At 35.2% G+C, this 26,105-nt stretch carries 25 protein-coding genes; 13 read left to right on the plus strand and 12 right to left on the minus strand.

Going from position 1 to position 26,105, the window contains the following annotated elements; all coding sequences use genetic code 11:
• Positions 1–49: 49 nt before the first annotated feature.
• Complete coding sequence (locus ACHZAX_RS16415; protein ID WP_101308198.1) at positions 50–1,606, minus strand: Rne/Rng family ribonuclease; 1,557 nt, start codon at positions 1,604–1,606, stop codon at positions 50–52.
• A gap of 245 nt (positions 1,607–1,851) precedes the next feature.
• Positions 1,852–2,136 carry an HU family DNA-binding protein gene (locus ACHZAX_RS16420; RefSeq protein ID WP_101259605.1) on the minus strand — a complete coding sequence of 95 codons (285 nt, stop codon included), beginning with the start codon at positions 2,134–2,136 and terminating at the stop codon, positions 1,852–1,854.
• Between the two features lie 151 nt (positions 2,137–2,287).
• Here ACHZAX_RS16420 and mutY point away from each other — a divergent pair, with 151 nt between their 5' ends.
• The 5 genes from mutY (at position 2,288) to ACHZAX_RS16445 (ending at position 6,510) form a co-directional block, all read left to right on the plus strand.
• A complete protein-coding gene (gene mutY, locus ACHZAX_RS16425; protein ID WP_101308197.1) occupies positions 2,288–3,346 on the plus strand; it encodes an A/G-specific adenine glycosylase in 1,059 nt (352 codons plus the stop codon).
• A gap of 63 nt (positions 3,347–3,409) precedes the next feature.
• Positions 3,410–3,844: a single-stranded DNA-binding protein gene (locus ACHZAX_RS16430; protein ID WP_320019880.1), complete on the plus strand. Its 435-nt coding sequence runs from the start codon at positions 3,410–3,412 to the stop codon at positions 3,842–3,844.
• 124 nt (positions 3,845–3,968) lie between these two features.
• On the plus strand, positions 3,969–5,207 hold the full coding sequence (gene gldE, locus ACHZAX_RS16435; RefSeq protein ID WP_394698289.1) for a gliding motility-associated protein GldE: 1,239 nt from the start codon (positions 3,969–3,971) through the stop codon (positions 5,205–5,207).
• Between the two features lie 60 nt (positions 5,208–5,267).
• Positions 5,268–5,849, plus strand: a complete 582-nt coding sequence (gldD, locus tag ACHZAX_RS16440) for a gliding motility lipoprotein GldD (RefSeq protein ID WP_320019882.1) — start codon at positions 5,268–5,270, stop codon at positions 5,847–5,849.
• A gap of 16 nt (positions 5,850–5,865) precedes the next feature.
• Positions 5,866–6,510, plus strand: coding sequence for a 4'-phosphopantetheinyl transferase family protein (locus ACHZAX_RS16445; protein ID WP_101308194.1), 645 nt, complete (start codon positions 5,866–5,868; stop codon positions 6,508–6,510).
• Positions 6,511–6,551: 41 nt separating this feature from the next.
• Here ACHZAX_RS16445 and ACHZAX_RS16450 read toward each other — a convergent pair whose 3' ends face one another.
• The 4 genes from ACHZAX_RS16450 to ychF form a co-directional block, all read right to left on the minus strand.
• Positions 6,552–8,177: an alkaline phosphatase family protein gene (locus tag ACHZAX_RS16450; protein ID WP_320019883.1), complete on the minus strand. Its 1,626-nt coding sequence runs from the start codon at positions 8,175–8,177 to the stop codon at positions 6,552–6,554.
• A gap of 122 nt (positions 8,178–8,299) precedes the next feature.
• Positions 8,300–8,650, minus strand: coding sequence for a DUF190 domain-containing protein (locus ACHZAX_RS16455; RefSeq protein ID WP_101308192.1), 351 nt, complete (start codon positions 8,648–8,650; stop codon positions 8,300–8,302).
• A 12-nt stretch (positions 8,651–8,662) separates the two neighbouring features.
• Entirely contained in the window at positions 8,663–9,040 is a 378-nt protein-coding gene (gene crcB, locus ACHZAX_RS16460) for a fluoride efflux transporter CrcB (RefSeq protein WP_124992422.1), read from the minus strand.
• A gap of 151 nt (positions 9,041–9,191) precedes the next feature.
• Positions 9,192–10,292, minus strand: coding sequence for a redox-regulated ATPase YchF (ychF, locus tag ACHZAX_RS16465; RefSeq protein WP_101308190.1), 1,101 nt, complete (start codon positions 10,290–10,292; stop codon positions 9,192–9,194).
• Positions 10,293–10,471: 179 nt separating this feature from the next.
• Here ychF and ACHZAX_RS16470 point away from each other — a divergent pair, with 179 nt between their 5' ends.
• The 6 genes from ACHZAX_RS16470 to ACHZAX_RS16495 all read left to right on the plus strand — a co-directional run bounded on the left by ACHZAX_RS16470 (position 10,472) and on the right by ACHZAX_RS16495 (position 16,917).
• A complete protein-coding gene (locus ACHZAX_RS16470; RefSeq protein ID WP_320019884.1) occupies positions 10,472–11,515 on the plus strand; it encodes a transglutaminase domain-containing protein in 1,044 nt (347 codons plus the stop codon).
• A gap of 222 nt (positions 11,516–11,737) precedes the next feature.
• The gene (locus ACHZAX_RS16475) at positions 11,738–13,069 is read left to right on the plus strand and encodes a vWA domain-containing protein (RefSeq protein ID WP_320020428.1); all 1,332 of its coding nucleotides are present in this window, start codon (positions 11,738–11,740) and stop codon (positions 13,067–13,069) included.
• 155 nt (positions 13,070–13,224) lie between these two features.
• Positions 13,225–15,285, plus strand: coding sequence for a transketolase family protein (locus tag ACHZAX_RS16480; RefSeq protein ID WP_320019885.1), 2,061 nt, complete (start codon positions 13,225–13,227; stop codon positions 15,283–15,285).
• A gap of 149 nt (positions 15,286–15,434) precedes the next feature.
• The gene (locus ACHZAX_RS16485) at positions 15,435–15,992 is read left to right on the plus strand and encodes an RNA polymerase sigma factor (protein ID WP_101308187.1); all 558 of its coding nucleotides are present in this window, start codon (positions 15,435–15,437) and stop codon (positions 15,990–15,992) included.
• Between the two features lie 63 nt (positions 15,993–16,055).
• Positions 16,056–16,430, plus strand: a complete 375-nt coding sequence (locus ACHZAX_RS16490) for a hypothetical protein (protein WP_320019886.1) — start codon at positions 16,056–16,058, stop codon at positions 16,428–16,430.
• A 10-nt stretch (positions 16,431–16,440) separates the two neighbouring features.
• Positions 16,441–16,917, plus strand: a complete 477-nt coding sequence (locus ACHZAX_RS16495; RefSeq protein WP_320019887.1) for a hypothetical protein — start codon at positions 16,441–16,443, stop codon at positions 16,915–16,917.
• Between the two features lie 63 nt (positions 16,918–16,980).
• Here ACHZAX_RS16495 and hisS read toward each other — a convergent pair whose 3' ends face one another.
• The 5 genes from hisS to ACHZAX_RS16520 form a co-directional block, all read right to left on the minus strand.
• A complete protein-coding gene (gene hisS, locus ACHZAX_RS16500; protein ID WP_101308184.1) occupies positions 16,981–18,342 on the minus strand; it encodes a histidine--tRNA ligase in 1,362 nt (453 codons plus the stop codon).
• Positions 18,343–18,461: 119 nt separating this feature from the next.
• Entirely contained in the window at positions 18,462–18,797 is a 336-nt protein-coding gene (locus ACHZAX_RS16505; RefSeq protein WP_320019888.1) for a hypothetical protein, read from the minus strand.
• 4 nt (positions 18,798–18,801) lie between these two features.
• Positions 18,802–19,155, minus strand: a complete 354-nt coding sequence (locus tag ACHZAX_RS16510) for a DUF4870 domain-containing protein (protein WP_101308282.1) — start codon at positions 19,153–19,155, stop codon at positions 18,802–18,804.
• Positions 19,156–19,277: 122 nt separating this feature from the next.
• Positions 19,278–20,912 (minus strand): DUF3843 family protein, encoded by a 1,635-nt coding sequence (locus ACHZAX_RS16515; protein WP_320019889.1) that lies wholly within the window; start codon positions 20,910–20,912, stop codon positions 19,278–19,280.
• A gap of 103 nt (positions 20,913–21,015) precedes the next feature.
• Positions 21,016–22,296, minus strand: coding sequence for a hypothetical protein (locus ACHZAX_RS16520; RefSeq protein ID WP_320019890.1), 1,281 nt, complete (start codon positions 22,294–22,296; stop codon positions 21,016–21,018).
• A 545-nt stretch (positions 22,297–22,841) separates the two neighbouring features.
• Between ACHZAX_RS16520 and ACHZAX_RS16525 the strand changes: the two genes are divergently transcribed.
• Positions 22,842–23,567: a DUF6261 family protein gene (locus ACHZAX_RS16525; RefSeq protein WP_320019891.1), complete on the plus strand. Its 726-nt coding sequence runs from the start codon at positions 22,842–22,844 to the stop codon at positions 23,565–23,567.
• Positions 23,568–23,653: 86 nt separating this feature from the next.
• On the opposite strand, the gene ettA is transcribed toward ACHZAX_RS16525, so the two are convergent.
• Complete coding sequence (gene ettA, locus ACHZAX_RS16530; RefSeq protein WP_320019892.1) at positions 23,654–25,342, minus strand: energy-dependent translational throttle protein EttA; 1,689 nt, start codon at positions 25,340–25,342, stop codon at positions 23,654–23,656.
• Between the two features lie 205 nt (positions 25,343–25,547).
• Between ettA and ACHZAX_RS16535 the strand changes: the two genes are divergently transcribed.
• Positions 25,548–26,057 carry a response regulator gene (locus ACHZAX_RS16535; protein WP_101308178.1) on the plus strand — a complete coding sequence of 170 codons (510 nt, stop codon included), beginning with the start codon at positions 25,548–25,550 and terminating at the stop codon, positions 26,055–26,057.
• Positions 26,058–26,105 lie beyond the last annotated feature (48 nt).

Raw genomic sequence — 26,105 nt, forward strand, 5'->3', positions numbered from 1 at the left:
TGATAACAAAGTTTTGAAAACTCTCATATTAGGACCTTTCTCAACTTATTTATGACATCTCTATTTCCTGATTGTTTTTATCGAAAAATTTATAAACCAACATATCGTAGGAAGGAATTTCACGTACAGAAAGTTTTATGCCAAATTCAGACTGCCATTTTCTACGCAATGTATTCCAAATTCCCTTGTTGATGTATGCTGCAACAAAAGGATGTACTTTTAAAGTAAACTTCTTGTCATTTTGCTCATCAACCAGTCGCTTAAGACTCTGTTCTATCTGATCTGTAAGCAAAACTGCAGGAGTTATTTTCCCTGAGCCTAAACAAGTTGGACACACTTCTTGAATTTCAACATTCATTTCAGGACGAACACGCTGGCGGGTAATCTGCATCAAACCAAATTTACTCAATGGTAAAATGTTGTGTTTCGTATGGTCAAGTCCCATTATTTCTTTCATTTTCTCGAAAACTTTCTGTCGGTTTTCCGCAGAATGCATATCAATAAAATCAACGACAATAATTCCTCCCATATCGCGCAGGCGAAGTTGACGGGCAATTTCCTCAGCCGCAGCTAAATTTACTTCTACTGCGTTTGACTCCTGATCGTTTCCTGCTTTGGAACGATTTCCACTATTTACATCAACAACATGAAAAGCTTCTGTATGCTCAATAATTAAATAAGCACCATTTTTGAAGGAAACGGTTTTCCCAAAAGAAGATTTAATTTGTTTATCGATACCAAGTTGATCGAAAATTGGCACATCACCAGTAATATGCTTTACAATTTTAGATTTCTCGGGAGCAATACTTTCAATGTAGTTTTTAATATCTTTTGCTGCGTTGGCATCATTAATATAGATATTCTCGAATGAAGAATTCAAAATATCACGCAAAATAGCCGATGTTCTATCCATTTCCCCCAACACTAATTTAGGTGGATTCACATCTCTAATATGCTCAAAACCAGACTCCCATTTCTCTACAAGAGATCTTAATTCCTGATCAAGAGCAGCTACTCTTTTCCCCTCAGCAACCGTGCGAACAATTACACCATAATTCTTAGGCTTGATACTTTGAAGGAGTTTTTTCAGTCGGAGTTTCTCCTCGGCAGAGCTAATCTTTTGAGAAATCGAAACTTTATCTGAGAAAGGCATTAATACCAGATTTCTTCCGGCAATAGAAATTTCAGAACACAATCTAGGGCCTTTTGTCGAAATTGGTTCTTTTGCAACCTGAACAAGTATATGCTGACCCGACTTTAAAATCTCGGATATTTTTCCATTTTTGTCGATATCCGCCTCTAATTTCATTTTAGAGATGGAAAGGTTACGGCCATTTCGTGCTAAAGCCTGTTGCAGGAACTTACTTAGAGATCTAAATTGATGGCCTAAATCCAAATAGTGTAAAAAAGCATCCTTCTCATATCCTACATCAATAAATGCAGCATTAAGACCCGGCATTATCTTTTTCACTTTTCCCAGATAAATATCACCTACAGCAAACTGAAGATTACTTTTTTCCCTGGTTAACTCAATCAGTTGCTTATTGCTTAATAAAGCAATTACAATTTCATTAGGGGTTACATCAATTACAAGCTCGTTACTCACTACTTTTTTTCTTATTTTTATAAAGATAATCAGTTCTTACAAATAGATAAACCTAAAGTACTAAAAAGTTCTTTAGGTTTATTTATTTTGTTATTACAAACAATCAATTCAAAAGAATCTATTTCTTTTTCTTATGACGGTTTTTTCTTAATCTTTTCTTACGCTTGTGCGTAGCCATTTTATGTCTCTTTCTTTTTTTTCCGCTTGGCATATCTTCAATATTTTTAATTAATTACAATCTAAGACTACTTTACGTTAGTTTTAACTTTACTAACGAATGTTTTAGCTGGTTTAAAAGCTGGTATAAAGTGCTCAGCAATAATAATTGTTGTGTTTTTAGAAATGTTTCTTGCAGTTTTCTCTGCTCTTTTCTTAACGATAAAACTCCCGAAACCTCTTAAATACACATTTTTGCCTTTTACCAAAGAACCTTTGATAGTATCCATGAAAGCTTCAACAGTTTTTTGTACTGTAATTTTCTCAATTCCTGTGTTTTTAGAAATCTCGTTAACAATATCTGCTTTAGTCATCTCTTAAAAAATCTTTAATTATCAATTATTTACATCATCATTTTCTCAAATCAGAATGCAAATATATATGATTTCTAGCTATTAATGAAATCGAAAACAATTATTTTTACCCAAATTTGAAAAAAAATAAATCAGGACAAATATTTTCAAGATGCTTAGTAACCAAATCATAAGCTGGTATTTGCAAAACAAACGCGACTTACCATGGCGGGAAACAAAAGATCCGTATCAAATATGGATATCAGAAATCATGCTTCAACAGACCAGAGTAGCCTCAGCTATTGATTATTTTAATCGCTTTTTGGAACAATTCCCCACAATTTCCCATTTAGCTAAGGCAGAGGAGCAGGAAGTATTAAAACTATGGCAGGGGTTGGGATATTATTCCCGGGCCCGAAATTTACATACTGCTGCAAAAACTATTCAATTAGAATATAATGGTGTTTTTCCAGACTCTTACAAAGAGATTCTTAAATTAAAAGGTATTGGCACCTATACTGCGGCAGCGATTGCTTCATTTGCCTTCAATCTGCCACATGCCGCAGTTGATGGAAACGTTTATAGGGTTTTGTCAAGATTATATGGTATTAATAAAGCAATTGACAGTACCGAAGGGAAAAAATACTTTCAAACAATAGCAAGCGAAACAATGGGAAATGCCATACCAGAAATCTACAACCAGGCAATTATTGAATTTGGAGCTCTTCAATGCATTCCCCGCAATCCTAAATGTGATATTTGTCCACTCCTCGCAAATTGCTTTGCCCACAATAATGCACAAGTTGATCAATTCCCTGTTAAATCGAAACAAATTAAGACTAAAAATCGATATTTTTACTATTTGTTTCTATCTTGTAAAAGTCGGTTTTTAATCGAAAAAAGAAAGAAAAAAGACATTTGGGAGAACTTGTTCCAATATCCTTTGATTGAATACGATAAACCTATTTCAACAAATGAATTGTTACAAACTTCTGAATGGAAAGGGTTATTTGGAAACAATGAATTAGTGATTCATTCGGTATCCGAAAATGTGATTCATAAATTAAGCCATCAGAACCTGCACACAAAATTCATTCACATCGAAATGGATATCGATAAAATGAAAAATGAATATGGATATATAATTATTAACCATTCCGAGATATCGGAATATCCATTCCCAAAACTAATTGAGGATCATTTAAATATAATGGATAAAAATAACCCATAATAATATTATGATCTCATAATAAGTTTGTATCTTTAAACTATTGTTAAATTAAAAAATCAAAATATGTCAGTAAACAAAGTAATTCTTGTTGGAAATGTTGGTAAAGATCCGGAAGTGAAATATCTTGACAATGGTGTAGCCGTTTGTAACTTTTCACTTGCAACCAGCGAAACGTACAACAATAAAAGTGGCGAAAAAGTGACCCAAACAGAATGGCATAATATTGTATTGTGGCGTAAACTGGCCGAAATTGCAGAGACTTACGTTAAAAAAGGAATGCAAATTTACGTTGAAGGACAACTTAGAACGCGTAACTGGGAAGACAAAGACGGTGTAAAAAGATATACTACTGAAATTTTTGGAACCAGTATGCAAATGTTAGGCCGCAAAGCAGAAAACAGCTCTGAACCACAAGGAAGTCCTGAAGTTGCGCAACAAACTACTTCTGACTCATCTGACTCATCTGACGCAGAAGAAACGGATGATCTTCCATTTTAGGCATCCTATTTAAAACTAATTTCATACAAAATTGGAAACTGAAGAATTTACTAAACTTTTTTTAAGCAATACTGATATTGCTTTTTATTCTATAAATACAAGTACCATTATAAGTTTGCTTATAATGGTACTTCTTTTGTTTTGTTCTGCGGTGATTTCAGGATCAGAAGTGGCTTTGTTTTCGCTTTCTCCACAAAACATTAATGATTTGGAAGCCGACGATAATCCAAAAAACAAAAAGCTTTTAAAATTAGTAAGCCAACCTGAAAGATTACTGGCAACTATCTTAATTGGCAATAATTTTGTAAACATTGGAATTGTAATCTTGTCCAGCTTTATCACCAATTCGCTGGTCGATTTTTCAAATGCTCCAACACTGGGCTTTGTGGTTCAGGTAGTAGTCATTACATTCCTGCTTTTACTTTTTGGTGAAATAATCCCCAAAGTATATGCAGCGCAAACTTCTTTGAACTTTTCAAAATTTGTTGCTTATCCGTTATTTTTTTTAGAAAAAGTATTTCAACCTCTTTCTATCGCACTTATTAAATCAACATCTATCGTCAACAATCGTATTTCTAAAAAACAGAACATCTCGATGGTAGATCTTTCTCAGGCATTGGAGTTAACTGCCGATGAAATATCTGAAGAAATGGAAATTTTGGAAGGAATCGTAAACTTTGGCAATATTAATGTTGAAGAAATAATGATATCCAGAATGGATGCAGTAGCTGTAGACGTTAGAACCAGCTTTAGTAAATTAAAATCAGTAATTATTGAATCAGGCTTTTCACGAATTCCTGTTTTTGATAAGAGCTTTGACAATGTAAAAGGAATATTGTATGTGAAAGATTTACTTCCTCATCATCATAAACCAAGTACATTTCGTTGGCAATCTATTATCCGCCCCCCCTACTATGTGCCACAGACAAAAAAAATAAATGATTTACTGGAAGAATTTCAAACCCAGAAAAACCATATGGCGGTTGTTGTTGATGAGTATGGAGGAACTTCAGGAATCATTACCATGGAAGATATCATTGAAGAAATAGTTGGGGATATTACCGATGAATCGGATGGCAGTAAAGCTACTTTTACAAAAGAAGAGGATGGCTCCTACTTATTTGAGGGAAAAACTTCGTTGAACGATTTCTTTAAAATTGTAGATATTGCATCGGATATATTCGATAAGGTTAAAGGTGATGCTGAAACTTTAGCCGGTTTACTTCTTGAAATAAAAGGTGAAATTCCGCAGAAAAAAGAAGAATTCAAATACAAACACTATCGTTTTATTGTGGAAGCTGTAGATAACCGACGAATCAAAAAAATTCGTTTTATACTACCAAAACTCCCGGCGAAAAAGTAATTTCGTATCATTAAACAAGCAAATGCTCTTAACCAACATTTGCATCTACATCTGCAACTCATGAAATTGTATCGAATTCTTTTACCCTTTCTTTTTATTCTTCTCGTTTTGGTTCCTATTTCGTGTAAAAAGAAATATACTCCCAAACCGAAAGCATATTTCCGAATTGATTTTCCTTCAAAAGAGTATCAAAATTGGGATTCAAATTTTCCATACAGTTTCGATCGTTTATCGATGGCTAAAATTGAAAATGATGCTGAAAAAGGAGCTGAAAAATATTGGGTCAATATTCAATATCCCGAATACCATGCAACCATTCATCTTAGTTATAAAAATGTTAATAACAATTTGGAAGAATATCTTGAAGATTCTAGAAAAATGGCATACAAACACTCCATTATGGCAGATGCAATTGCCGAGCAGATCTATATTAATGATGAAGAAAAGGTATATGGTATGATCTATCGGATTAAGGGCAACGCTGCATCATCGGTTCAGTTTGTTGCAACCGATAGTACAAATCATTTTTTAAGAGGTGCTTTGTATTTTCGGGAACATCCTAATCAAGATTCTTTGGCACCGGTTATTCAATTCATCGACAAAGATATTGTTCGCCTGATGGAAAGTCTGAAGTGGAAATAAGCTAATATTGTAATTCATGCCAATTTGCAATCAAATACAAATTAATAATTTCTGCAGACTAATTGTTTGGAAAACCACTGAATCTTTAGAAGAACTGCTGCAGATTGTACACTTAACACCTAGCGAAACAGCAAAACTGAACTCGTTCGGGAGCCAATCCCGTAAAATTGAATTTGCAGCAACACGCTGCCTGCTGCAACTGAGTTTAGGGGAAAATATTCAGATTGAAAATGATGAGCACGGCAAGCCTCATCTTATCAACTCAGACTTGAATATTAGTATTTCTCATACGAAATCATACGTTGGAATTCTAATTGGAGACAAGCATTCTATTGCATTGGATATGGAATATTTATCGGATCGGGTGAATAGAATTGCCAGCCGGTTTCTTTCAAAAACCGAGCTGAATAATATTGATGATCGGAATAAGATCTTACATCTTTATCAGCACTGGTGTGCCAAGGAATGTCTAATTAAAATGTATGGCAAAAAAGATGTTCATTTAATTGATGAATTAAAGATTGACCCTTTTTCTTCCGGTGATTCTACTTTCTCAGGTCAGGTTTGCAGAGCCGATTTTTCAGAAACCTATACATTTCAATATCTGCGGTTCGATAATCATTTACTGGTTTATTCCATAAAAAAAAGCCATAGTAGTTGAATTATCAAATACTATGGCTTGGGACCTAAAAAAGAAAAAATTTAGTTCACCAGCTCTTCAATCGGATTTCCATCACAACCGGAAGGAATCGAAATATTTAAGAAACTAGAAACGGTAGGAACAATATCCTCAATATAAACTGATCGTGAAATTACCGACCGTTTAATTTTCCATCCGTACCAAAACAAAGGTACCTGATTGGTATATGAATATTGCGCTATTTCATCACGTTCATCTTTTATTTTATGCATCCATCCTTGCTCCAAAGTAAGCATTACATCTCCCGAACGTTTTTGATTGAAAGAGCGCTGCACTTTTTGTAATATTCCATGTGTATAATTCGATTTCACCAAACTATTCGCAGTAGTAGTAGTTGCCACTCCCGAAAACTGAATTAAAAATTCTGCAGCCTTTATTTGCAGGTCAATAATTGACAGTTTTGAATCTTCTATCAGCTGATGATTCAAATAAACCTGTTGCGAATCGTAGCCTAAAACCCATTCTCCATTACCATATAATATATTGAAATAGGATTTTAATAAAGCAATTGCATTGTAAGTACTAAAATAGCCGTTCGGGATATTTTGTTCGGAAAGATTCTCGGGCGTATAATTAGCAGATTGATCAGCAGTTACAAACACCAACACATTCTCCATTCCAATCTGCTCATCTAAAAACGAAAGGAAATGTTCCAACTCCTGATCTAATCTGATAAAATTATCGATCATTTCGGGAGCAAAAGGAGACAAGTCTCTATGTTTCTCATCCAAACAGGAAAAGGTAACAGATAAAAAATCAGCATCATCATCCTTACCCAAATTCTCGTTAATAATAGCAGATATCGCAAAATCCTTTACCAACATATTTCCAAAAGGTGTTGTTTTAATCGCTTTGTATCCGTGCTCTCTCTTCTCCTTATTCAAATCGTAGAAAAACTGATTATTCAAACCAACTTTCCCAAGTAATTTATCAGACACACTCGGTGCATTTCCATCATTAAAAGGTGTCCAAACACGATTTAGATAAAAATCAGTAAACTTTTTCTCATTAAATTCCTTCACCCAATTGTATAAGGTATCCTGATAATAAGATGATGTTATAAATTTCCCTGAAATATCATCCATCCAATAAGCTCCGTCGGCGGCATGACCGGCCGAAAACAAAGCTGATTCGCAGTTTAAAGCCACACCAACCACTCTCGAACGAGAGTTGAACAACTTAATTTCGTCTCCTAATGTTGAAGCCAGCATCTTTTTTGGAGAACTCCCCTTCTCTTCGGATTCTATTCCCACAAGTTTGGTTTCTGAATCCTCTTTCGCCAATTCAAGTTCTCCCGATAACCGGTTGTACCATCCGTTGGAAATAATACCATGAAAAGCTGGCGGTGTACCTGTAAATATGGAAGCATGATCGGGTCCTGCTTGAGAATACAAATAGCTGAATCTTGAATTTTTACAATAAGTTCCCTGATTCATTAATCGTTTGAATCCTCCGTCACCCAACAAATTGGAATATCGAAAATAATAATCTGCACGCAAATGATCAATCACAATACCTACAACAAGCTTTGGTTTTTCTGATGGAATTTTCCGCGTATTTTGTGCAATTGAAAATTGAATTGTAAATACTAGTAATGCAAACAATAGGGTGCCGAATCTCTTACTCATTATCATTCTCGTTGTGGTTATTAACTATTCGCCACAAATATAATGGATTCGAATTGATTAAACAGGAATAGATTTTGATATTACAGGATCTTTAACATTTGAAAATTCAAATATCAAAACAATTATTTTTTCTGAGGCTGATATCTGATTACGTCAACTTGCTCCATCGTAATCATTCCTCCTCCACCCGATTTTTCAATTAGTAATTCAAGAATGTGAAGGTAGCCATTCACCTTTTCTTCAGAATCGACCAATTCTATAATGATTGGTAAATCATCTGACAAAGTAAATATTTTTGAAGAATGAACTCGTGAATTTGCTCCATAAGACATGATTCCCCGGTGAACTGTTGCTCCTGCCAAACCATATCTTTTTGCTCCGTAAACAATTGCCTCATAAAGAGGTCTTTGATAAACCCGATCGGCTTCACCAACAAATACGCGAAGTAACTTGGCCTTGCCTTTCAGTTTCATATCAATTTACGTTTAAAATAATTTATGAATTTGTGTGCCAAAGTAAACTGCCAGTAATCCCAGAAATACACTTCCGGCCACATATACTGAAAGATACAAAAATCCACTGTCTTTTAAAAGATTAAGATTATCGAATGCAAAAGATGAAAAAGTCGTAAAACCACCGCAAAATCCTACAGCCAGAAACATCCTCATTTCCGGACTCACCAAATTATCCCGCTCTGCCATGGAATATATCACTCCTATTATAAAGCTGCCTACAATATTTACCGTCATGGTTCCTATTGGAAAAATAGTGTCAAAATAACGATGAAGACCTTGTCCTATCAAAAACCGGGAGACACTTCCTAAAAATCCTCCTATTCCTACCAATAAAACTGTACGAAACATGCGATATTAAAATTATATAATGAATAATTAGTAATGGGCTATTCAAAATCATTCCCGATGACAAAGATACTAATCTTGATGTAGATAAATAATGCAAAAAAAAATGACCGTTCAAACTGAACAGCCATTCATGTATCAATAGAAAATTCAATTATACGTTGAATCGGAAGTGCATAATATCACCATCCTGAACTACATATTCTTTTCCTTCCACGTTCATTTTACCAGCTTCCTTACAAGCTGCTTCTGAACCTAAAGTTGAAAAATCTTCGAATTTAATTACCTCAGCACGGATAAATCCTTTTTCAAAATCGGTATGAATAACACCAGCTGCCTGAGGTGCTTTCGCTCCTTTAGGATAGGTCCATGATCTTACCTCTTTTACACCTGCAGTGAAATAAGTTTCAAGATTAAGCAATCTAAATGCTGCTTTAATTAATTTATTAACGCCTGGTTCCTTTAGACCTAAGTCTTCCAAAAACATTTGTTTCTCTTCGTAAGTTTCCAGTTCTGCAATATCAGCTTCGATACCGGCACCAACTACAATTACCTCTGCATTTTCATCTTTAACCGCTTCCCGAACCGCATCAACATGAACATTGCCATTCACTACAGATGCTTCATCAACATTACAAACGTATAAAATAGGTTTTGTAGTTAGTAAATGAAGATCTCCTGCTACTTTCTCATCAGCCTCGCTCAATTCAACCACGCGCCCAGACTTTCCTTGTTCTAAAGCTTCCTTATATCTTCCCAATACCTCAGTTAAACGAACCGCATCAGGATTTTTTCCAATTTTCGCCAATTTTGCCGCCTTTTGCAATCTTGCTTCAACAGTTTCCAAATCCTTCAACTGCAATTCAATATCAATGGTTTCTTTATCCCGGATAGGATTTACAGAACCATCAACATGAACAATATTGTCATCTTCGAAACAACGTAAAACATGTATAATCGCATTCGTCTCACGTATGTTTGAAAGAAATTTATTTCCTAAACCTTCTCCTTTACTTGCTCCTTTTACCAAACCGGCAATATCAACAATTTCCATTACCGAAGGCTGAACTCTTTGCGGATTTACCAATTCAGTTAATCTGATTAAACGTTCATCAGGTATAGTAATTACACCAACATTAGGTTCAATGGTACAAAAAGGAAAATTTGCCGATTGTGCTTTTGCATTCGACAAACAATTAAATAAGGTGGATTTTCCTACATTTGGTAATCCTACAATTCCACACTGTAAAGCCATGGCTATTTATATATTATATGATTTGCTACTATTCAATTTTTAAAAATCTGTGCAAAAGTACATTTTAATTTTCGTTGTGCCAATTTTAAACTTTTATCTCCTAAATAAATGTTAAAGGATGAAAATCAGCAAATAGGCTATCTATATTTTCATTAGCTTTAAGCATAGCGCGTTTTACTATGTATAAAAAACTGGCAATCTTAATTTTTTTAACATTGGTTTCTCTTGAATTGGTGCAGGCTCAGGAACCAGCATTCGGTAGATATAGAAGTATTGACCGTCATGTAAAAAAAACACCCGACAGCTTATCCCGAAATATTGTTTTATTGCACAATTATTTAGCAGCTCCCGCAAAAAGTGATGAGGACAAAATACGGGCTTTTTACCTATGGATTATCTCTAATATAGAATATAAAGATCAGGTAGAATTACTATTCGACCCGAACCTGTTGTTTTATATGGGGTCAAACAATTGCTCTTCACCGGTTTGTGTTTTACAGAAAAGGAAAGCGGTTTGCGAAGGGTTTTCTAAGTTATTTGAATTTTTCTGTACTCATTCCGGATTTGAATCCTATAGCATTGGAGGATACATCACTAAAAATGGAGCCCTGCAAGATCGTGCTACTCATTCGTGGAATGTTGTTAAAATAAATAATGAATGGCGTTTTTTTGATTTAAGTTGGGCGAATGCAATACTCTATCATTCTGGAATTAAAAGCAAAACAAACGAGTATTTTATGGTTTCTCCTGAAGAATTTATCCTAAGCCATTTACCAATTATTCCAATGTGGCAATTTTTAGAAACTCCAATTAGCTTACAAATATTTAATTCGGGAGAAGAATCAATAAAGAATTATCTAAAGACTGCCCCAGCCAATTACAACTATACCGACACCTTATCAAATTTTAAACTGTTGCCTGACGCAAAGAAAAGATTGAAAACAGCTCAGGAAATATACAGAACAAATCCAAACAATAAATTCAATCTTGCTATCGAATATTATCGATACGCCCGAAATATGATAAGTTTCGATGGTGAAATAGATACTCTAAATTATTTTAGATTGATAAAAGCCAAAGAGAAAATGCAATTAGCAATTGATTTGTTTACATCCTCTTCTGACATCTCCTCACAAATTATGCTGTTGCAAATTAAAGATGAACTATCGAAAGTTGACAGGCTTATAAATACCGCAAACCCGCATATTAAACATCTCAAATAAGCAACTCTTAACCTTTGCATCGAATTTCAATATGCGCCAAAATTTGTATGCGGAAACAATTGATAATTAACCATAATACACCTGTCATTAATTAAATTTAAAATTACAGGAACTATCGATTTTAATTCTTTAACACATTCCCTATCTTTACTTACTAATCAAAATAACTCCCTGCTCTTGAAATCAAATCTTAAATACTTCTCAATCTTTTTACTACTGCTATTGTGTTCAAAATTAAATATAGCTCATGGGGCACTTGAAAAAACTGAAAAAACAAGAATATTATTCATTTTCGATGCTTCTCAAAGCATGAATGGATACTGGGAGGAATCAAAAAAAATAAATATAGCACGTAAATTTTTGATTCAGATGATTGACAGCCTTGAATATCAAGATAATGTTGAGATGGCTTTAAGAGTATACGGTCATCAAAGCGTTGTTCCTCCACAGGATTGTAATGATACCAAACTGGAAGTACCTTTTAAACCGGGTAATGCCGGAGAAATAAGACAAACTTTACGATATATTGATCCTAAAGGAACAACACCAATAGCCCATTCTTTAGAATTGGCCGCCAGCGATTTCCCGGAAGTAAATTCCGATATCAGAAATGTAATTATTCTTATTACAGACGGTGTTGAAGCCTGCGATGGTGATCCTTGTGCTGTTTCTCTGGAACTCCAAAAAAAAGGCATCTACTTAAAACCATTTATTATAGGAATTGGCTTGGATGTTGATTTAAAAAGCAGTTTTGAGTGCATTGGAAATTATCTTGAAGTAAAAAAAGAAGAACGCTTCGGAGGAACTCTCGAGTATGTTATCTCGCAGGTTTTGAATAAAACTTCGGCGCAAATAAATTTAATTGATGCCAATGGTTCCCCTACAGAAACTGATGTTCCAATGACATTTTACAATTCTGTTTCTGATAAAGTAAGATATCAGTTTATGCATACCATGAATGCAAAAGGAAATCCTGATACATTATTTTTAGATCCGCTGCTTACTTATAATATTACAATTCATACCATACCCGAATTGCATCGCGACAGCATTAGACTGATTGCCGGCAAGCACACAACCATTGGATTTGATGCTCCTCAGGGAATGCTGAAAATTGAATGCCCGAGAACAACCATGTACAAAGATTTACAAATTCTTATCCGAAAAAACACAGAAATTATTAACATCCAAACCCCCAATGAGGTAACTAAATACCTGACTGGCAAATACAATTTGGAAGTTTTAAGCCTTCCCCGGATTTTAATTCCTGATGTTGAAATTAATCAAAGCAAAACAACCTCAATTACGATTCCACAACCAGGATTGGTCACAATATTTAAACCAACTACCGGCCCGTGCAGCATGTTTGTTCAAAAAGGAAACAAATTAGAATGGATTTACAACATCCCCGAAAAATCATTACGGGAAACTTTGACTCTTCAACCGGGTATATATCATATCATATTCCGTAACAAAAACGCCTATCTGTCGCAAAGCTCAAAAAAAGCAAGTTTTGTTATAACATCCGGCAAATCAATACCTGTACGCTTGTAATCATATTGATTTACAATATTCTAAATATTGCAAAAACCTCAATTTAAAAGCTTTTATTAAGTATATACATGATGCTAAAAGGCATTTTTGTTTATCTTTGCATGCATTAATAAAACCTTACCAAGTTTTTATCATCTAAAATCTCATTTTCAAAAATGGATCTAAAAGAAATGAAAAACCAAGTGGATCTGACAGCAACTGATATGGCTGCGAATAATGTTCGTATCCTATCTGCTGCAATGGTAGAGAAAGCTAAATCCGGGCATCCGGGTGGCGCTATGGGCGGAGCCGATTTTATCAACGTTCTTTATTCTGAATTTTTAAATTTTGACCCAACAGATATGAACTGGATCAATCGCGATCGATTTTTCCTTGACCCAGGTCACATGTCTCCAATGTTGTATTCCATTCTTTCCTTAATCGGAAATTATACAATGGAAGAACTTGCAAATTTTAGACAATGGGGAAGTCCAACTCCTGGTCATCCTGAAGTTGAAGTTGCAAGAGGTGTTGAAAACACTTCCGGTCCTTTAGGACAAGGTCATACTATGGCTGTTGGTGCTGCAATTGCAGAGCGTTTTTTAGCAGCCCGTTTCGGTGACTGGATGTCGCATAAAATTTACACTTTCATTTCTGATGGTGGAATTCAGGAAGAAATTGCTCAGGGAGCTGGTCGAATTGCAGGTACTTTAGGATTAAGCAATTTAATCATGTTCTATGATTCCAATAACATCCAACTTTCAACTAAAGTTGAAGAAGTTACAGTTGAAGATACTGCTAAAAAATACGAAGCATGGAACTGGAATGTTATTACGATTAAAGGAAACGATGCAGCAGCAATTCGTGAAGCTTTATTAGCAGCTAACAACGAAAGCGAAAGACCAACTCTTATCATCGGAAAAACCCTAATGGGTAAAGGTGCTGTTGATATTGATGGCAGCAGCTTCGAAAATATGGTTTCTACTCACGGACAACCATTAGGTGCTGCTGGTGCCTCAATCGAAAAAACAATTGAAAACTTAGGTGGAAACCCAGAAAATCCATTCCAAATTTTCCCTGAAGTTCAAGAGTATTACGCCGAAGTTCTAAAGAAAAAACAGGCATATGCTTCTGCAAAAAAAGCGGAACAAGCTGAATGGGCAAAAGCAAATCCTGAATTGGCTGCCAAATTAGAGAAGTTCTTTAGCAACGAAGCTCCGGAACTTGATTACGAAGCAATTGTTCAGAAATCAGGTGATGCAACTCGTTCTGCTTCGTCTGTAGTTTTGGCCGAACTGGCTAAAAATGTTGAAAACATGATTGTGTCGTCGGCTGATTTAAGTAACTCTGATAAAACTGATGGTTTCTTGAAAAACACCAAAGCTCTTGCTAAAGGTGATTTCTCAGGTGCATTCCTTCAGGCTGGTGTTGCCGAATTAACCATGGCTTCTATCTGTAACGGTATTGCTCTTCACGGTGGTGTTATTGCTGCTTGTGGAACTTTCTTTGTATTCTCTGATTACATGAAACCTGCAGTTCGTTTAGCGGCTTTAATGCAGGTTCCGGTAAAATATATCTGGACTCACGATGCATTCCGCGTTGGAGAAGATGGCCCAACTCATCAGCCAATTGAGCAGGAAGCTCAGATTCGTTTACTGGAGCAATTGAAAAATCACTCCGGACAAATGAGTTTACTAGCTCTTCGTCCTGCTGATGCTGATGAAACCACCGTGGCTTGGAAAATGGCAATGGAGAACACAAAAACTCCTACTGCTTTGATTCTTTCCCGTCAGAACATTAAAGAACTTCCATCGAAAGATAATCGTTACCAGGAAGCTCTTCAGGCTCAAAAAGGTGCTTACATTGTTGAGAAATCTGAAACAACTCCTGATGTTGTTCTTTTAGCAAGTGGATCGGAAGTAGCAACTTTAGTTGAAGGTGCTAAGATCTTACGTGCCGAAAAAGGATTAAAGGTTCAAATTGTATCTGTTCCTTCAGAAGGATTATTCAGAACTCAATCTGCAGCATATCAAAACGAAGTAATTCCTGCCGGAATTCCCGTTCTTGGATTAACTGCAGGTTTACCTGTAACTCTTCTTGGATTGGTTGGCCCTCTTGGTAAATCAATTGGATTGGATCATTTTGGTTATTCAGCTCCGGCAAATATTTTAGATGAAAAATTTGGTTACACTGCAGAAAATGTTGTAAAAGAAGTATTAGCTCTGCTTCAAAAATAATATACAATGCAAATAAAAATTATCCGGGATCTTTTCGATTCCGGATTTTTTTATCCCAAATTAAACCTTTTGCAAAGAAAATAGTCTTACCTAAGGCATAACAAATGTGAAATAGCTATTTTTAAAATCCATTACTTGAATGCAAATTGATGAACCACAAATCTGACGAAGAAATACTGGAACTTTTTCGTGATAAGAATACACAAAGTCAGGCATTTTCCTTCTTGGTGAAGAAATACCAGGAAAGATTATATTGGCAAATCAGAAAAATTGTTCTTTTGCACGACGACTCTGATGACGTTTTGCAAAATACTTTTGTGAAAATATGGAAAGGTTTACAAAACTTCAGATCCGACTCTCAGTTATTTACCTGGATGTTTCGGATTGCTACAAATGAGGCCTTAACTTTTATAAAAGAAAAGCAAAAAAAATATTTGGGATACTCAAATAACGAAGTTGAAAATATACTTTTAGCAAACTTAGAGGCAGATCCTTATTTTGATGGAAACAAGGCTCAATTGGAATTGCAAAAAGCAATCCTGCAGTTGCCGGAAAAACAACGTTTGGTATTTAATATGAAATATTTCGATGATTTAAAATATAATGAAATGTCTGAAATTTTAGAAACTTCAGTCGGAGCCTTAAAAGCTTCTTATCATCATGCCGTTAAAAAAATCGAATCTCTTTTGAAACTAAACGAAGTGTAAATTAAACCAATTACTATTCAGACAGTCTAAATACTATAAAAAAACATGAATAATCTGTCGAACATGAAAAACGATCAACCATTTAGAGTTCCTGAGGATTACTTTGAAAACCTAAGCGATCGGGTTCAGGAAAGAATTATAACGGAAGAAAATCCAAATAAAAGATTGATACAAGTATTAAAACCATACTTCTGGATGGCAGCCAGTGTCGTTGGGATCCTTTTTATTGCCAAAATTGTGCTGATCAACTCTGTTCCATCCGATTACAAAATTCAACAGTTTTCGCAAACAGAAAATACAGCTGTTGATACTCAAAGTACAAGTCTGGATGAACTTAATTGGTTCTCAGATGAAAGCTCTGAAGCTACATCTGATGAAATAATTGAATACCTTTCGGATTTTGACATTGATTCTGAATCTTTATTAGCAAACTTATAACAGGCCAGACATGAAACAAATTTTAATCCTATTAACACTTGTTGTTAGCTTTAGTTACTTAGGCATTGCACAGGAAAGAGAACATAATATGCATGAGCAGATGAGTGAACGAATTGCAGCTGAAAAAATCTCCTTCATTACTCAGAAATTAGAATTAACACCTGATGAAGCTCAAGTGTTTTGGCCACTTTACAATGAATTGGAGAAAAAGAGAAAAGAAAACAGAGACCAAGGCAGAATTCTTTTCAGAAAACTACGCAACAAGTCTGCAGAATTATCTGATAAAGAGTTAGGCGATCTTAGTGACGAACTGATTGAGCTTAAATTGCAGGAAGCAAAGCTTCAAAAAGAATACCATCTAAAATATAAAAAGATACTCCCCGCAAAAAAAATCCTTACTCTTTATCATACCGAAAGGCAATTTCAAAACATGCTTTTAAAACAAATAAAAGAACGGGGTAAACATCCGCACGAAAAACAAGATTAAAAATAAAGGGCTGTAAACTTTACATTTACAGCCCTTTTATATTTGAGTTGAATAATTTTACTCTTAAGATAATCTTTCGATCAACTGATCCGGAGTTAATTTTTCCTGATCTCCGCTTTCCATATTCTTTAAACTAACAACACCTTCCTCTACTTCCGATTCTCCTACCAAAATTACAAAAGGAATGTTTTTATTGTTGGCATAAGTCATCTGTTTTTTCATTTTAGAAGAATCAGGATAAATCTCAGCATTAATTCCGTTTGCTCTTAACTTAGCCAGTATTGGCAAACAAAATGCTTCCTCTTTTTCACCAAAATTGATAAACAATACTTTTGTTGTTATACCCGTATTTGAAGGGAACTTATCCATTTGCTCCAATACATCGTAAATACGATCGGCACCAAAAGAAATACCAACTCCCGAAACATCCTTCAAGCCAAAAATTCCGGTTAAATCGTCGTAACGTCCGCCACCCGTGATACTTCCAAACTCCATGTCTTTCGATTTCACTTCGAAAATGGCTCCGGTGTAGTAATTCAATCCTCTGGCTAAAGTTAAATCCAATTCAACTTCAGTTTGTACATCAAGCTGCGATAAATAAGTAAAAACTGTTTCCAGTTCCTCAATCCCTTTCATTCCAATTTCTGAAGAAGAAAGAAGCTCCTTTAACTGAGCCAGTTTTTCCGAATTTGAACCCGACAACAATATAATTGGCTGCAAAGTATCAATAGCTTCCTGAGAAATTCCCTTGTCAGCCAATTCCTTATTCACATTCTCCAAACCGATTTTATCCAACTTGTCGATTGCAACAGTGATATCAACAATTTTTTCAGCCTCACCAATAATCTCAGCAATTCCTGCCAAAATTTTTCGGTTATTCAACTTTACAACTACATTCAACTGAAGTCTTTTGTAAACCTGATCAACAATCTGAATTAATTCAACTTCATTTAAAAGAGAATTGCTGCCAATCACATCAACATCGCACTGAAAAAATTCACGGTAGCGCCCTTTCTGAGGTCTGTCTGCTCTCCAAACCGGTTGAATCTGATAACGCTTAAAAGGGAAATCAATTTCGTTACGATGCTGTACAACGTAACGCGCAAAAGGCACTGTCAGATCATAACGAAGTCCTTTTTCACTTATTTTTGTGGTTAATTTTACCGAATTCTTCTCCCGGATTTGATCTTCATTTATTTTGGATAGAAAATCGCCTGAATTCAGCACTTTAAACAATAGTTTGTCTCCCTCTTCTCCATATTTTCCCATTAGAGTAGACAAATTTTCCATTGATGGTGTTTCTATCGGCATAAAACCATATAACTGAAACACCTCTTTTATGGTATCAAAAATATAGTTTCTCTTTACCATTTCAACAGGAGAGAAATCTCTCGTCCCTTTAGGAATAGACGGTTTTTGAGCCATTTTTAAGTCTTTATTTTGGTTATTTTATTAGAGCTGTAAAATTATCAAATTATTTGACAGATACCACAGCATTCCAATGCGATCTTGTATTTGAAATGCAAAACAGACAACAATTTTAACTATGTCCTTTTTATCCGGCGAAGTATATTAGCAAAAAAATCGACTAGAAGCCCTAAAACAAATGGATAATACCACAGTTTAAAATCAATCACAAAAAGAAGAAATATTGAAGTCAGAAATAAAAGATTTACCGATAATTTCAAATAATCAAAGGTCCACCAATCCGTAATGCTTTTATAAAACAAAAACCTAATCTGAATGCCTGAATACAGCAGTACTCCAATTGTAAATAAAATTTCGCCGTAGGACAAATGATTTAGTAAGCGGATACCTCCCAAAACAATAAAGACAATCCCAACATAGTAGATTGTCTTATAACCAGAAAAAGATTTCATTCTTTCAATTTAGAAATTTAATACTCAGAGGATATTGGTAATCTTCCCCATTTAAAGTTTTTACAATCGCAATAACAACAAAAATTAAATTTAGCAAAGCAAGCCCAATCAGCAATAAAATTCCAATTCCAATAAAAACCAATATTGCGGATACAAAGATGTATATACACATCGATATCTGAAAATTAATTGATTTTTTTCCCTCTTGATCAACCAGTTCGGAATAGTCCTTTTTCATCGACCATAAAATGAGTGGCCCTATTACATTACCAAAAGGAATTATAACTCCGGAAAATGATGCTAAATGACAGAACATAGCCCAATTTTTCTCATCGGTTGGTGTGGCAAATTGATTCATGGAAATAGAATTAAATGATAAATTATTTTGTCACATCAAGGTACAAAAACAAAGGGAAGAAAACCAATCCGGCTTCTTCCCCTCTGTTTTATTGGCAGGCAAAGCGCTTCTTTATTAATCAATTAACTAATACCTGTTTTATTGCCCTCGGTATAGGTAATTGTCGGTGTTGCAAAATAGTTGTTCTTTTTCCAGAAACGAAGTAAGAAATCGATATCAGCCAAATACATTTTTCCAGGTTCCTCTTTAAAGAAAGGCAATTCCGATTTAAAATTAGTAATACAATACATTGCTAATTCGGCAGAAATATTTTCTTCTTCCAGTAATCTCATAAAATGCTCTTCGCTGTCTTCTTTGATAAAAAAAGGATTATTTAATATCGGAAAAGCACTGTTTACATCGAAAGCAATCTCCACTCCACTCTTAGGGTTAAAGAAAATCAAAGCACTTTCTGATCTATCTGTAAAATCAATTGATTCATCTTCGCCGCCGAAGAAACCATCCGCTTTAGCGCGCTCTTTTGCCTTTTCTTTCTGTCTTTTAGAAAGCTTAAGTGAGTTATTAAAGTACTCAATATAGCTTTCTATAAAATCGTTTACTTTGTCAGAGTTCATAAACGCAATTGGATAGCCATTAGTAATGTCCTTAAATGCCGCATATTGTTCCTCCAGCAATTCGTCAACTTTCTCATTCTGATGATCTAAGAAATTTACCGCTCCACGACTTTGCACTGAATTCTTTTCAGCTAAAACCAAATCAGCATTAAAGTCAGATTGAAAAGATATGCCCGAAAACCACCATTCATTTCTCCATTTAGCAATGCCAAGAAACAAAATTGCATCAATTTTTTTTAACGATTCAAAATGCTCATAAGACTTTTTAGTTAGATTGAATTTTTTACCTGATGCAATGTGCTCAATAAAAATATTCTCTGAATCCTGACCTTTGTAAAAAAAATACCCACTTATTTTTTGAGATATCTCCAAAAAATCATTCTTTAACGGATGGTTAACTTCCAATATTCTTGATGCCCATTCTTTTCCCTTTAAACTTAACAATCTTGTATGTACATTATGCAGTGCGTAATCCCGATGTTCATTTAGGTAGTTCAGCAAGTTTTCTTCATCGCTATTTTCTTCTATAATATCTAGTTCCTGGTCTTTTAAATCAAATAAGCTATCGGGATAAAACAGATATGTTTTAAATAAGATGGTATCAATTAAATTACGGGCTATGTAAAAATTCGTTTCATTTTCAGTAAGAGTATAAGCTGTTTTTAGCAATTCGTTTTGGGGTGCATCGTCCCATGCAGAATCGAACACATTCATTACCTTATTGGCAGTTTCAACAATAAAATCGTTAAGCGGAGCTATAAATTTATCATTCTGGATGGTATTCATAAAATACCAAATTAAGAAACTGATATCCTGCGGATTAATTTCTTCTGTATAATATTCATCTACATTGTAAAAAGGCAGTGGCTTGTTGTATAATTCGGTGTGATAAGCTGCAAAGCTATTCCAAATATTAGTTCCGGATATTATATCTTCGAAATATGAAGTAAGAAAACATGCCAATAAATCAATATCAGTATCATTCAAAAAGCGTTGTAAAACAAAAGACTGTTTGTTTGTTATAACAGCCTGTTTTACCTCGTTAGAAATTTTAAGGTAGTAACTGTCTGTGATAGTTTGTTTTTCATATGGCTTTAACTCCAGCCATTGCTGGATATAAATGCGCTCTTTTTGTTTTTTCATTGCGTTTAATTTTTCCCGATAAATTAGGTGCAAATATACAATTCGCACCCAAAATAATCCAGCAGTCTTTTAAATCTTAACCTTGTTCAAACATTTCCGCTTTTCAACAGTATTCTTCCTCGTACTTTTCTTCCGGAATTTGCAGACGTTCCTCACGTCCATTTTCTATATACGCTTCAACTTCGGCCCAATCCACATCATTCGGGTTTGTATCCGATTCCATTAACTTACCTAAATCAAAAAGTTTATCTATTCCTGCTTCCTGCATAATTTTCTTAATCAAACTATCCTCTTCGGGAGGATTTGAAAGAAAAGAGCTTACTGAATCGAAACGCCAATAGCTGATATCCTTTTTTCCCAGACCCGAAACTTTTTCCAGAAGATGCCCCTCGGGAGTAGATTGATGTGTTATAAATAGAAACGTTTTAATGATTACCTTTTCATCAATAACAGCCGCAACGAAATAACCAATCTTAATATCTCCATAATACTGAGGGATGAGAATCTTACCTCTAAACACCTCTGCAATAGAGTAATTTCGAAGTAATTTTGCCATAAACAGCCTACAGAAAATTAAGGATAGAGGCCTTGTTCTTTCTTCGAACCTTCTAATGGCATGAGATTGAATATAAACTTCCAGCTCTTTCTTATCTCCTTTATAGATATCTTTTATTTTGTGATTTTTAATTTTAAAGTACCAAATACCACCATTTGCAATGGGCCAGCCAAATTGTATAATAGGTCTTCGTTTTCCTTCAATGGCAATACTTCTTTTAACCGGACGATAATGTTTTACTTTTACAATATGAAACACGCCGCTAACAGGGTATTCTTTCCTGACAAAAGCTGTTTTAATACTGAACATTTCGCGGCCAACTGCATTCAACATTGCCAGTATATTGTCATACATACCGTAGAGGAGATCTTCGGGTGATTCCAATTCATTGTATGCATCAATTAAAGGTTTAAAGGCTGAGTTGAATGCTTCCAGATCAAGCCCATTATCTTCTTTACGGATAAAATAAATAAAACAGTCAATAACGTAAACATCTCCAATTGAAATCAACTCTCTTCCCTTAATCAATTCAATATTGCGTCTCTCCCTCCAACTTCGGAATACCAAAGCCAAAATTTTTGCCAGTTCTTTACTGATTGGTTCCCCTTTATCCACACGCGGTTGGGTCAAATGAATCCTTAAAAGATACATCATCATTCGGTTGCTCTTATTTAAGAGCTTGCAGGCATCTTTGCATCCTGCTATTTCAGCTAGTTTCTCGAATCGATTAATAAATTCGGATTGGCCTCCCAAATTAATACCTTGACCTTTGAAATTAGATATTTCTCTGTTCTTTTTTTTTCGTTTTTTAGTCGTTTTTTTGGGCATAGCTTCATTTTTGGATATCATTACGAACCTATCATAATTTTATGAATAATCCAACAAATCGGATTAAAAACTTAACATTTTACAAGAAATTAGTACGATGAAATGGGAAGGCTTAAAGATTTACCCATGAGTCCAAAAAACAGTTAGTGAAACCTTGGAGGTTTACCCACGTGTCCGAAAAACAAAAAAAAAGACGTGGAGGTTTACCCATGAGTCCAAAAAGCAGTTAGTGAAGCCTTGGAGGTTTACCCATGTGTCCGAAAAACAAAAAAGACAGGCGTGGAGATTTACCCACGGGTACACAAAACAGTTGGTAAAAGCTTAGGGTTTTCCCCACAGCACACCTAAAAGAGTAAAGCAAGGTATGGAGGTGTGAATCCTATTTGCATTTGAAAAATTTAAATTACTTGTCATAAAAAGTTACAAATATTTTCTCCTTCTAAATAAATATCTGTAAGTTTATTATCAATAACATATTTATGACGAATATTATTTAATATTAAAACAATCAAAATCATTTATTAACAAACTAAAAATCCAAAAAGATGATCCCAAAACTTATTTCTCAAAGCAGAACAACCGAAGTAAATACAACTGCCGATAGTATGTTGCTGGCCTATCAAAAACAAAGCTGGGAAATTGATACTTATATGCTTACTATTTTTACTGATCTGCAAACAGAATCGAATGAATTAAAAACGGCCATTAACTGCAGTAAAACCGAGTCGAATCTCGATAAAAAGGATATTGTAAGAGATGAAAAAGTGAAAGCACTGCACTATTTGATACTGGGCTCAATTCATCATCCTGATCCGGAAGTGAAAGCGGCAGCTTTACATTTAAATGCTGTTTTTGCAAAATATGGGCTAAAGATGATCCACGAAAGCTATACCATTGAATCGTCGCTGATAGAATCCCTGCTCGAAGATTTTTCGGCTCCCGAACTGCAGGCAGCTATTGCTTTGGTATCGGGCTGCGCCGAACTTATTGCCGGTTTGCAAACAGATCAGAGTGATTTTAAAACAGCTCATTTTGCCTGGGAAGAAGAGAAAGCAAAAAATGGACTCACCCAATGTTCCACTGATATAAAAAAAGAAGTTATTTCGATTATCAACAATAAAATAGTGCTGCATTTAAAAGCCATGCAGCAAGCAAATAATGAGCTTTATGGGGAATTGTCCCAAACTGTTGCACAGATAATTAACGACACCAATCAGGCGGTGAAAAGAAGGAGAAAAAAGGAAGAAACTGCACCGGAAGCTGCAATTTAAAATTAGTGCTGAACTATTGAATTTTGTAAGTTGATAAAATTGAAAAAAGGTGAAAACTTCAAAACAGAGCTTTCACCTTTTATACTTTAATCAGCTATCAGCTTTTTATATCTGATTCGCTTAGGCCCTTCATCGCCCATCCGCTTTTTCCGGTTGATTTCGTAATCGGAATATCCGCCTTCAAAAAACTGAACATGGGAATTGCCTTCAAATGCTAAAATATGTGTTGCAATACGATCCAAAAACCATCGGTCATGCGAAATCACCACAGCACAGCCGGCAAAGTTTTCCAAACCTTCTTCCAAAGCCCGAAGTGTATTTACATCAATATCATTGGTTGGTTCATCCAAAAGTAAAACATTAGCCTCTTCTTTTAAAGTCAGAGCCAAATGCAGGCGGTTACGCTCTCCCCCAGATAATACACCACATTTCTTTTCCTGATCGGCACCATTAAAATTAAAACGGCCGACATAAGCCCGGGCATTTACTGTTCGTCCTCCAACATTAATCAAATCACCTCCACCGGAAATCACCTCATAAACCGATTTTTCCGGATCGATATCAGCATGCTGCTGATCAACATATCCTACTTTTACAGTCTCTCCTACCTCAAAAGTCCCCTTGTCCGGTTTCTCAAGATCCATAATCATCCTGAAAAGCGTTGTTTTACCGGCTCCATTGGGTCCAATAACCCCTACGATTCCTGCCGGCGGCAATTCAAATTCCAAATCATCAAATAACAACTTATTTCCGAATGCCTTTGAAACAGACTGAACCTGAATTACCTTACTTCCCAAACGCGGACCGTTAGGAATAAAGATTTCCAGTTTTTCTTCCTTCTCTTTCAAATCTTCATTCATCATACTGTCGTAGGCACTCAAACGAGCTTTGCTTTTTGCCTGACGTGCTTTAGGAGCCATACGCACCCACTCCAACTCTCTTTCAAGGGTTTTCCGCCGCTTACTGGCGGTTTTCTCTTCCATTGCCATACGTTTGGTCTTCTGATCCAGCCAGGCGCTGTAATTGCCCTTCCAGGGAATTCCTTCTCCTCTATCCAACTCCAGAATCCAACCTGCTACATTGTCAAGAAAATATCTATCATGAGTAATACTGATTACAGTTCCTTTGTATTGCGCCAAATGTTGTTCCAGCCACTCCACCGATTCTGCATCCAAATGGTTGGTAGGTTCATCCAAAAGCAAAATATCCGGTTCCTGCAGTAATAGTCTGCAAAGAGCAACACGTCTTCTTTCTCCTCCCGAACAATTTTTAATTAACGCATCTCCCTCCGGACAACGAAGTGCGTCCATCGCCCGTTCAAGCTTAGTATCTAAATTCCAGGCATCAAAATGATCAATCTTCTCCTGAAGATTTGCCTGTTCATCCATTACGGCCTGCATCTTATCGGCATCTTCAAGAACTTCCGGATCACCGAATTTTAGATTAACGGCTTCGTATGCATTTAAGGCATCAACAATTTCCTGAACACCTTCCTCTACAATTTCTCGTACAGTTTTGCTGTCATCCAATGTTGGTTCCTGTGCTAAGTAGCCAATATTATGCTCTTTCGACCAAACAACATGTCCTTCAAATGAACTTTCCAGGCCGGCAATAATTTTTAAAAGAGTAGATTTACCGGAACCATTAAGACCGATAATTCCAATCTTTGCACCATAGAAAAAAGAAAGATTTATGTTATTCAGTACTTTTTTTTGTGATGAAAAGGTCTTGCTGACCCTATCCATCGAAAAAATAATTTTTTTATCGTCAGCCATTATTTCGCTTTTATTTATTTCATTCAAATCTTAAACGCAAAAATAGGAAAATTGCTTTTAAAATTTATCAATTCCATTTTCTTTAGAATTCTTAATTTATAGATTGATACTCACACTATTCTCATTTTTTAAATCAAAACTGAACATTTGTTTTTTTATTATAGTTAAAAATCACTATTTTTAAGTGTAAAATACTTTGGTTATTATGGAGAAAACAGCAAATAAAAAGCTTTCTGAATTACTTGAACAGATAGGTATTGAAACCAAGAAGAAAATATATTGGGAGGAAACACTTGATTCTGCCATTGTTGTAAAAACACATCCCAACAAAAGGAACATTCCCATAAATGAAGCAAAAATTCTATTGGTTGAAGACCAACCCAGCAATAGAAAAACGATTGAGGTTTATCTAAAACAAAAAGTTGCTAAGGTTGATATCGCCGAAAATGGAAAGCAAGCAGTAGAACTTTTCGAAAAAGAACAATACGATATTGTTTTAATGGATTTGCAAATGCCAATAATGGGAGGCATAGAAGCCTCATTGCGCATGCGTAAAATTGAAGAAGAACGTGAATTTTCTATTCCGATTATTGCATTTACAGCAAATTTTTATTCCGATGATAAGGAAATATCAATTGAGGTAGGAATGGATGCTTATCTTTCTAAACCTTTCCAGTGCAAAACTCTATATGGTTTAATACTGGAGTATATTTAAAAAAACAAATTGTTTTGGAATAAAACCAAACATAAAAAAGGGATCTTT

Origin of the sequence: Labilibaculum manganireducens (assembly GCF_963665805.2) — a bacterium.
GTDB lineage: Bacteria > Bacteroidota > Bacteroidia > Bacteroidales > Marinifilaceae > Labilibaculum > Labilibaculum manganireducens.